Genomic DNA, 7,351 nt, shown 5'->3' with positions numbered 1-7,351 from the left:
TGTCTTCTGCTGAGACAAGCAGGAAAGATACAGACTTTCCTGGATATCGAGGTCCTAAATCCTGAAGAAGCTACGGAAATTCGTAACCTGCCCACCTAGCGGCAAGGGGAATGGGTCGATGAGGGTGTATCTCTAGCTATGGTCCCTGTTTTAGGGAGGCAACTGAGTTGGGGCTTAGAAATTTTTCCAGTCCCTTTTGGTATAGTAATTAGAATAATTTGGAGAAAAAGCTGGATGTAGCATTTCCGATCAAAGTCTTCCCATTGCGGTAAGACTTCCCTTTAAGCTGGTTGACTCAAGGCTTCAGTTAGATAATCTGCCGCTGCTTCCACTAATGCGATCGCATTTTCATAAATCATGCGAGTTGGTCCAATAATTCCCACACTTCCCACTGGGACTTGGTCTTGCTGATAGTTAGCAGATACCAAAGTACAGCCACGCATCGGTTCCAAGGAATTCTCGGCACCAATCCTAATTTTCACACGAGACTTAAATTCCAACTCTTCCGGTACCTTAAAGATTACTGACCACAGTTGCTCCTGTTCCTCTTCCAACAGATGTAGCAAGTCTAGAGTCTGGTCTATTTCCGAAAATTCTGGTTGACGCAACACCTCTGAGATGCCACGAATCATAATCGGGCTGGACTTAGGTACTACAGTGCGACGGGTCAACTCAGTTAATAAATTGCTTAAAAAATCCGCATAGCGGACAAATTCTCGGTCTAATTCACTCCAATCTAATTTCTCCAATTCCGTGAGAGTTCGCCCTCGCAGCTTACTATTCAAGAAGTTAGATAATATTTTTAACTCCCGCTCCACAATCGACTCATCAACCGTGCTATCATCCTCTGACTGGGGCAGATTCATCAATACCGACTGAGTTTCATAACTATCCGTAACTATAATCAACATCACCTGTCCTAGCTCTAGGTGCATCAACTGTAGATGGCGCAGGCGAGTAGTGCGATTGTCAGGGAAAGTAATTAAAGCAATATATCCACTGACTGTTGCCAGAATTTGAGCAGCATCCCTTAGCAATACCTCAAACTTAGCTTCCTCCCAGTTCAACTTCTCTGCCAGTAAATTTTCAACATACTGACTCAAGGTTTCTGACGGTTGAATCAGCTGGTCAACATAGGTTCGATAACCTGAATCAGAAGGAACCCTACCTGCAGAGGTGTGGGGTTGATATAGTAGTCCAACTTTTTCCAACATACTCATGCAAGAGCGAATCGTGGCTGGACTAACACTCAGGTCATATTCTTGAACCAAGGCTTTAGAACCAACCGGTTCCGCCGTGGCAATATAGTGACGAATAGTCGCCCAGAGAATATGTTGTTGCCGAGTTGTTAAACTTAGTTGTTGGCGAGACATTTTGAACCAAAGCTGAACTTAATTTGAAAGGGAAAAAAGTCTAAATTAGAGGGAGGAGTTACCATTAAGGTGATCAAACATACTAATAATGGAATGTTGCCTAAAAGCTGGGTCTAGTTAAGCCTGCTTTAGTCCAAAACAGTAGGGCTGATAATTAGATATCCCAATCAATCACCAAAAATCAGGGTTGGTTTTGGTGAAACTTGGAAGTATCTGGGATTTATCCATAGCTATGGCAGCGTCTGCTCACCCAAGGATTAAGTTGGTTATTAATACATTTTATCTAAAAATATTTGCTGTAAGAACATTTGTTCTAAGATAGCAGAATCTACTCATAGCAGTAGTTAGTAGTGAGCTGCAATTAGTAACGAGGAATGCTATGATCAACTATGATTGAGTATGCGTCAATACCCCCAGCTACATTCTTGACATTCGTGAACCCCTGACTGATTAACCACTGACACATCTGAGCAGAGCGCATACCATGATGGCACATCACCATGGTTTCAACTGCGGGATCAAAGCGAGTAGAGATTTCCCCAGACCACTGAGCAAATTCACTCAAAGGCAGAATTTCAAACCCTTCTATAGAAGCGATCGCAACTTCTTGCCGTTCTCGGACATCAATAAGCTGTAACTGCTCCGGGGAATCTGCCATCTGCCTTGCCAGTTGTTCAACACTGATTTCAAGAAGAGGTTGATCAAACGATTGAGCGACCATAGGACGTAAATAGCTGTAACGCGCTTGTTTTCGTAGTTTTGACCTTTATTCTACCTCTAGTAATCGCAATTTTATTTATTCACCCTAAATATAATGAGCAGATGATGGGGTGATCAGCTATGGTGGCTGATTAATATGTAGCAATATTTAAAGTAGTTAATATCAGGATTAACATCAGCTGTCAGCCCTCAGCTATCATTTATAAAATAAACATCGAACACGATAATTTAATAGTTCGAGATTTTACAAAATTGAAAGTTTGGGCATTTGTCCATCTAAGTATTCAGGCATTGTCTGATAGCTGATAGCTGATAGCTGATAGCTGATAGCTGATAGCACCTCAAGTAGCGTGCGCATTAGCTGATAGCTGATAGCTAATTGCTAAGGAATAAATTAACGCCAAAGGTATCAAATAATAATTAATGTGGCAGATAGCAGAGTGTCACAGGTGTTGCTATCGAACAACAGAGGTTTATAGGAAAATATAAGTAAGTACTGTAATTGTTTAGAGTTTACTCGTACTCAAATAGGGAGGAAATAGTAACAACTAGTCTTAGGAGGGTTTTGCAATGGTGCGACAAGGTGTTAGAGGAGTCATAGCTTTAATAGTAGCCCTCTGTTCTATGCCCGTTTTATCTCAGACAGCGAATTTTGCTTCTTTAAACTTATCACCGGGTTTTTCCCCAAGTCAGGGAGAAGTCAGTGGTCACACCGGTGGTGCTTACTCGTTGTCATCGATGGCAAATAGCGATCGCAACAATGATCCCTGTATTGGTTTTGGAGACCCTACTCCAGATCACCTGATGGTTTTGGAGGCAGATTTACCCAGTTTAACTATAGGGGTCAACACAGAGGGAAAGGATACCACTTTACTGATTCAGTTTCCCAACAATCAAATCCTTTGTGGGGATGATACAGGTTCCAAAAAAGATGCCAGCATAACTGCACAAAATTGGCCAGCTGGCACATACCAAATCTGGGTTGGTGCCTTTGAGGGAGGACAACGGTGGGATTACACCCTGACGGCTGTTGAGTAACCAAAAAGCGATGCAGCGAGGTAGCGCGGTCTTGGGGGAAACCCCCACTCGCTATTCCATCAAGACAAGGTAAACTAGTTAGTAATTTGTTCAAGCGTTAATTATGGTGACCCCTAGTGCTATCTGCCCTGATTGCTGACTTCCGTATTATCTTTGAGCGTGACCCAGCTGCTCGGAACTGGCTTGAGGTTTTGTTCTGCTACCCCGGCTTACAGGCTCTGCTGTTCCATCGCTGCTGTCACTGGTTACATGGGATTGGGATTCCATTCATTCCTCGACTGCTCAGTCAGTTATCCCGATTTGTTACAGGTATTGAAATTCATCCGGGTGCCAAAATTGGTCATGGTGTGTTTATCGACCACGGTATGGGTGTGGTGATTGGAGAAACCGCCATTGTGGGAGACTACTGTCTAATCTATCAAGGTGTTACCCTCGGCGGTACAGGAAAGGAAAGTGGGAAGCGCCACCCTACTCTAGGAGAAAATGCGGTAGTGGGAGCTGGTGCTAAGGTGCTAGGGAATATCCAAATTGGTAATAATGTCCGCATTGGTGCTGGGTCAGTGGTCTTGCGAGATGTTCCTTCCGATTGTACTGTCGTCGGGATACCAGGTCGGATTGTCTATCGTTCCGGTGTACGAGTCAATCCCCTTGAACATGGTAGCTTGCCTGACTCAGAAGCCAAAGTAATTCGAGCGTTAGTAGACCGGATTGAGTCTCTCGAACAACAGCTACAAGAGTTAACTCAGCAAAGATCTTCAATGGCATCAATGATGTCTGATCACTCTTCAACACCAGATGCTCCAGAGAAGGGGGCTAAAGCCCCATGTTGTGATCTCCAGGATAAAGAAATTCGGCAGTGTTTAGATAGTTATGGGATTTGAGCTAGTTGTCAAATGTTAGCAGGTTAAAGGTTGAAGGTTTTACCTGTCGTTCCTGTTGGCTCTAGACAGGGAATCGGATTAGTAACACAATAGAATATTTTAACCACACCCATTTTGGTGTGACCCCGAAGCTAAGGATTAACAGCTTTTTGAAACCACTCCCCAGAACTGTCTTGGTAGTAAAGCCATCGGTTTTGGGGGAAACCCTGCAACCTTAGGTGATCAACCTTGACTGGTTCGAGCAATAATAGGCAAAAATTTGGCAAAGGCTGATCTAGGGCAGGTGGTGGTGGGGAAAAGGCTTGTTTATCTGGTACTCTAGCAACACCAGGGTCAGGCCACGCAAATTGTAAGCGAGCTGCATCGGAAAGATTTTGCCAAGTCTGCTGGCGGACTTGTTGAAGTCCTTCGTCAGGATAATCAGCAGTGATCAGGGTCAACTGGCCTGCTAAACGAAATTGTTCGCGAGTGTTGGGAAAGTACCAACAAACTTCTCCCCAGGGATGATGATTAATGTCGTGAATTTTCTGGCTACGGGTATCGGTAATAACTTTGAGTTGGTTGGAGTTGTCCAAAAAACCCCGAAAAACTACGGTGCGGTTAGCAGGATAGCCCTTGGGGTCAACGGTTGCCAGTTGAAAGTAACGAGCATAAGGTAGGCTGCGATTGTGATGGATTGCGCGAGCTAGGGGCGATCGCCAAACAGCAATAGGCATTTTTTTTTAGACATAGCCCATAAAATAGCGGAAAGGTGAGCTTTCCGCATCTAATTATTAAATTCGCCACGGGTCGCACCTAAATGTAGGGTAGTTTCAAGCTCAGGATGGAAGCAAGCCCCAAGTTGGCTGACCAAAGACCCTGAGGGCGCAAGCCCCTGGATTCTATCCCGGAGACGAAACCTTAGGAGAGTGGAGCCTTTATGGTTGGCAGGCTATGCATAAAAAGGTTAAAACTTATTGATTAAGGCTCCACTCTCCTTACGGTAACTTCAAACCATGGGGTTAGCCCGAACAGGAATTTATTCCCTAACTGCCCGAAAATTTTCGTCCTAAGATATCGACTATAATAGAAAGCAATGCATCAATACCAAGGAGGTGATTTTAAGTGTTGGTTATGGAATTCAAGGCTGTCCTTAAAGAGCCTCAAAAGTTGGCAATAAATGAAGCCATTAGAACGGCTCGTTTTGTCCGTAACAAGGTACTTCGGTATTGGATGGACAATCGTGGAACAGGGAAGAAAGAACTCTATCGATACAACACTCAACTAAGGGAAGAGTTTGAATTTGTTAAAGACCTCAATAGTCATGCTTGCCAAGCCTCTGTTGAGAACGTAGAACGTGCTATCAAACGTTTCTTCGATAACTGCAAAAAGAAAATTCCTGGAAAGAAGGGTTATCCTCGTTTCAAGAAACATTCTAGGTCAGTCGAGTATAAGCAATCTGGATGGAAGTTATCCCCAGATAATAAGTCCATAAAATTCACCGACAAGAAGGGGATCGGAAAAGTCAAGCTCAAGGGTACATGGGACTTGTGGAGATTCGAACAAAAATTAATCAAGCGAGTTCGGATTGTCCAAAAAGCCGATGGTTACTATGTCCATTTTTGCGTCAAAGTAGACAATTCAGAACAATTAGAAGCCACTGGCTTTACTGTTGGATTGGACCTAGGCTTGAAGGAATTTTATACCGACTCTGACGGATACTCTGAACCTAATCCCAGGTTTTACAAAAAAGGTGAAAAGCGCGCTATATTTTATCAACGTCGAGTTTCTCGAAAAAAGAAAGGCTCTGCTAACCGTAAAAAAGCAATTAATAGACTAGGTAGGACACACCTTAAAATAAGTAGACAACGTGAAGAGCACGCCAAGAGACTGGTTAGAAGTTACCGTAAGATAGTGGAGCCTTATTACAAAAGATTTAACCCTTTTATGCAAAGCCGATCACCCATAAAGGCTCCACTATCTAAGGTTTCGTCTCCGGCGCGCTGCGTAATCCGGTCTAACGACCTGGTCGCCTACGTTCGCGCAGCGTGCCGAAGGCAAGATTTAAGAGTTAAAAACCTGGTTAAAAACCACTGTTTAGCTAAGTCTATTAACGATGCAGGTTGGTACCAATTTCGAGAGTGGTTAGAGTATTTCGGCCAAAAGTTTGGTCGGATAACTGTCGCAGTTAATCCAGCCTACACAAGCCAAAATTGTTCCAGCTGTGGTGAAGTGGTCAAGAAATCTTTATCGACTAGAACCCATGCCTGTAAATGCGGGTGTCGGCTGGATCGTGATGTTCCTTCGGAACCGCTTCGCGAACACAATGCTGCTAAAAATATCCTAAGCAGAGCCTTGGGTACCGTGGGGCACACGGGAACTTATCGTGCGGTTCGTTCCAACCAGGAGCTTTCAGAAACTGAAAGGGTATGGGTTGGGGGATTCGCGAGGGTTAAAACCTCAAAAATCCTAACTATCTAACGGATATGGGTGAAAACCCCATCCTTGAGGAGACAAGTGACTCCCTATCTGGCCACACCGAGCAGGCGGCAACCTCGCAGAGTGAAGCTGGCAGTGCGATTCGTTAGCTAGAAACCATGTCCGATAAAGACTTGGGGGATTAGCTGCTTGGTTTACGAACCATGACAACTTGATAACCATGATGGTGAAAATCCATCCCGGAGACAAAACCAAAGAATAGTGCAGCCTTAGTACAAAACCTTACTCCTATGATGCCTAACCTGCTGACCATAAAGGCTGCACTATTCTTTCGGTAACTTCTGACCCTCGCGAAATCCGAGTGACAGCCCTACCCTGATTCACAGAACTAACAAACCTGTGGATTGATGCAAGGGTCGAACAGTGAAGCACTACTAGCCAAAAGTGGTGTTAGTAACAGGCATTGGACTCATGGGTACGAGAGAAAGGTATGTTTAATCATCGTCATCACTAAGTAGCGAAACGGCTGACACGCTACAGACAAATAGTCAAAGGAGATAGGTATTACTGGTTTGCCAGTCAGTAATGATTTCCCACAAAGCTCCCGGTGAATAATACCACCCTAAAAGTCCACAGAATGGTTATCAGGAACGAAGTAACCTTTATAGGTACTCTGTTGAAAGGTCGAAGATTCTGAGTAGGTAGTTAGCCGCAAGTCCTATAGAGGCAAGATTGAATCAAAAGCTAACGTCTGGAGTAATTCCCAGGATATGCTGACGGATTCACGTTATAGGAAATGATTTAGCTGTAAGTAGCAATGAACAAGTCTAAAACTCGGGGGTTTGCCCCACAGTCAGAATGGAATAGGGTCAACTGGCGCAAGCTAGAAATGACCATATTTAAGTTGCAAAAACGGATATA

At 44.0% G+C, this 7,351-nt stretch carries 6 protein-coding genes; 3 read left to right on the top strand and 3 right to left on the bottom strand.

Annotation, left to right across the window (positions count from 1 at the left end):
* Positions 1 to 281: 281 nt before the first annotated feature.
* Together hrcA and F6K37_RS27845 are read right to left on the bottom strand one after the other, a co-directional pair.
* Positions 282 to 1,373, bottom strand: coding sequence for a heat-inducible transcriptional repressor HrcA (gene hrcA / locus F6K37_RS27850; RefSeq protein WP_008187976.1), 1,092 nt, complete (start codon positions 1,371 to 1,373; stop codon positions 282 to 284).
* 361 nt (positions 1,374 to 1,734) lie between these two features.
* Positions 1,735 to 2,094 carry a rhodanese-like domain-containing protein gene (locus tag F6K37_RS27845; RefSeq protein ID WP_008187977.1) on the bottom strand — a complete coding sequence of 120 codons (360 nt, stop codon included), beginning with the start codon at positions 2,092 to 2,094 and terminating at the stop codon, positions 1,735 to 1,737.
* A gap of 569 nt (positions 2,095 to 2,663) precedes the next feature.
* Between F6K37_RS27845 and F6K37_RS27840 the strand changes: the two genes are divergently transcribed.
* On the top strand, positions 2,664 to 3,131 hold the full coding sequence (locus F6K37_RS27840) for a hypothetical protein (protein ID WP_287253652.1): 468 nt from the start codon (positions 2,664 to 2,666) through the stop codon (positions 3,129 to 3,131).
* Between the two features lie 116 nt (positions 3,132 to 3,247).
* The gene (gene cysE / locus F6K37_RS27835) at positions 3,248 to 4,012 is read left to right on the top strand and encodes a serine O-acetyltransferase (RefSeq protein ID WP_008187983.1); all 765 of its coding nucleotides are present in this window, start codon (positions 3,248 to 3,250) and stop codon (positions 4,010 to 4,012) included.
* Positions 4,013 to 4,143: 131 nt separating this feature from the next.
* Here cysE and F6K37_RS27830 read toward each other — a convergent pair whose 3' ends face one another.
* On the bottom strand, positions 4,144 to 4,728 hold the full coding sequence (locus tag F6K37_RS27830) for an Npun_F5749 family FMN-dependent PPOX-type flavoprotein (protein WP_008187984.1): 585 nt from the start codon (positions 4,726 to 4,728) through the stop codon (positions 4,144 to 4,146).
* A gap of 397 nt (positions 4,729 to 5,125) precedes the next feature.
* Between F6K37_RS27830 and F6K37_RS27825 the strand changes: the two genes are divergently transcribed.
* A complete protein-coding gene (locus tag F6K37_RS27825) occupies positions 5,126 to 6,472 on the top strand; it encodes an RNA-guided endonuclease InsQ/TnpB family protein (protein ID WP_502887782.1) in 1,347 nt (448 codons plus the stop codon).
* The last annotated feature ends 879 nt before the right edge of the window (positions 6,473 to 7,351 follow it).

This window comes from Moorena sp. SIO4E2, from assembly GCF_010671945.1.
In the GTDB taxonomy this organism is placed as follows: Bacteria; Cyanobacteriota; Cyanobacteriia; order Cyanobacteriales; family Coleofasciculaceae; genus Moorena; species Moorena producens.
The sequence above is the reverse complement of the archived record's forward strand: the minus strand, read 5'-3'. Positions and strand labels throughout refer to the sequence as shown.

What these genes read in the sequence shown, in the direction of transcription:
- F6K37_RS27840 (WP_287253652.1), top strand. Translation starts at nt 2,664, where the DNA reads ATGGTGCGACAAGGTGTTAGAGGAGTCATAGCTTTAATAGTAGCCCTC.
- hrcA (WP_008187976.1), bottom strand. Translation starts at nt 1,373, where the DNA reads ATGTCTCGCCAACAACTAAGTTTAACAACTCGGCAACAACATATTCTC.
- F6K37_RS27825 (WP_502887782.1), top strand. Translation starts at nt 5,126, where the DNA reads ATGGAATTCAAGGCTGTCCTTAAAGAGCCTCAAAAGTTGGCAATAAAT.
- F6K37_RS27830 (WP_008187984.1), bottom strand. Translation starts at nt 4,728, where the DNA reads ATGCCTATTGCTGTTTGGCGATCGCCCCTAGCTCGCGCAATCCATCAC.
- F6K37_RS27845 (WP_008187977.1), bottom strand. Translation starts at nt 2,094, where the DNA reads ATGGTCGCTCAATCGTTTGATCAACCTCTTCTTGAAATCAGTGTTGAA.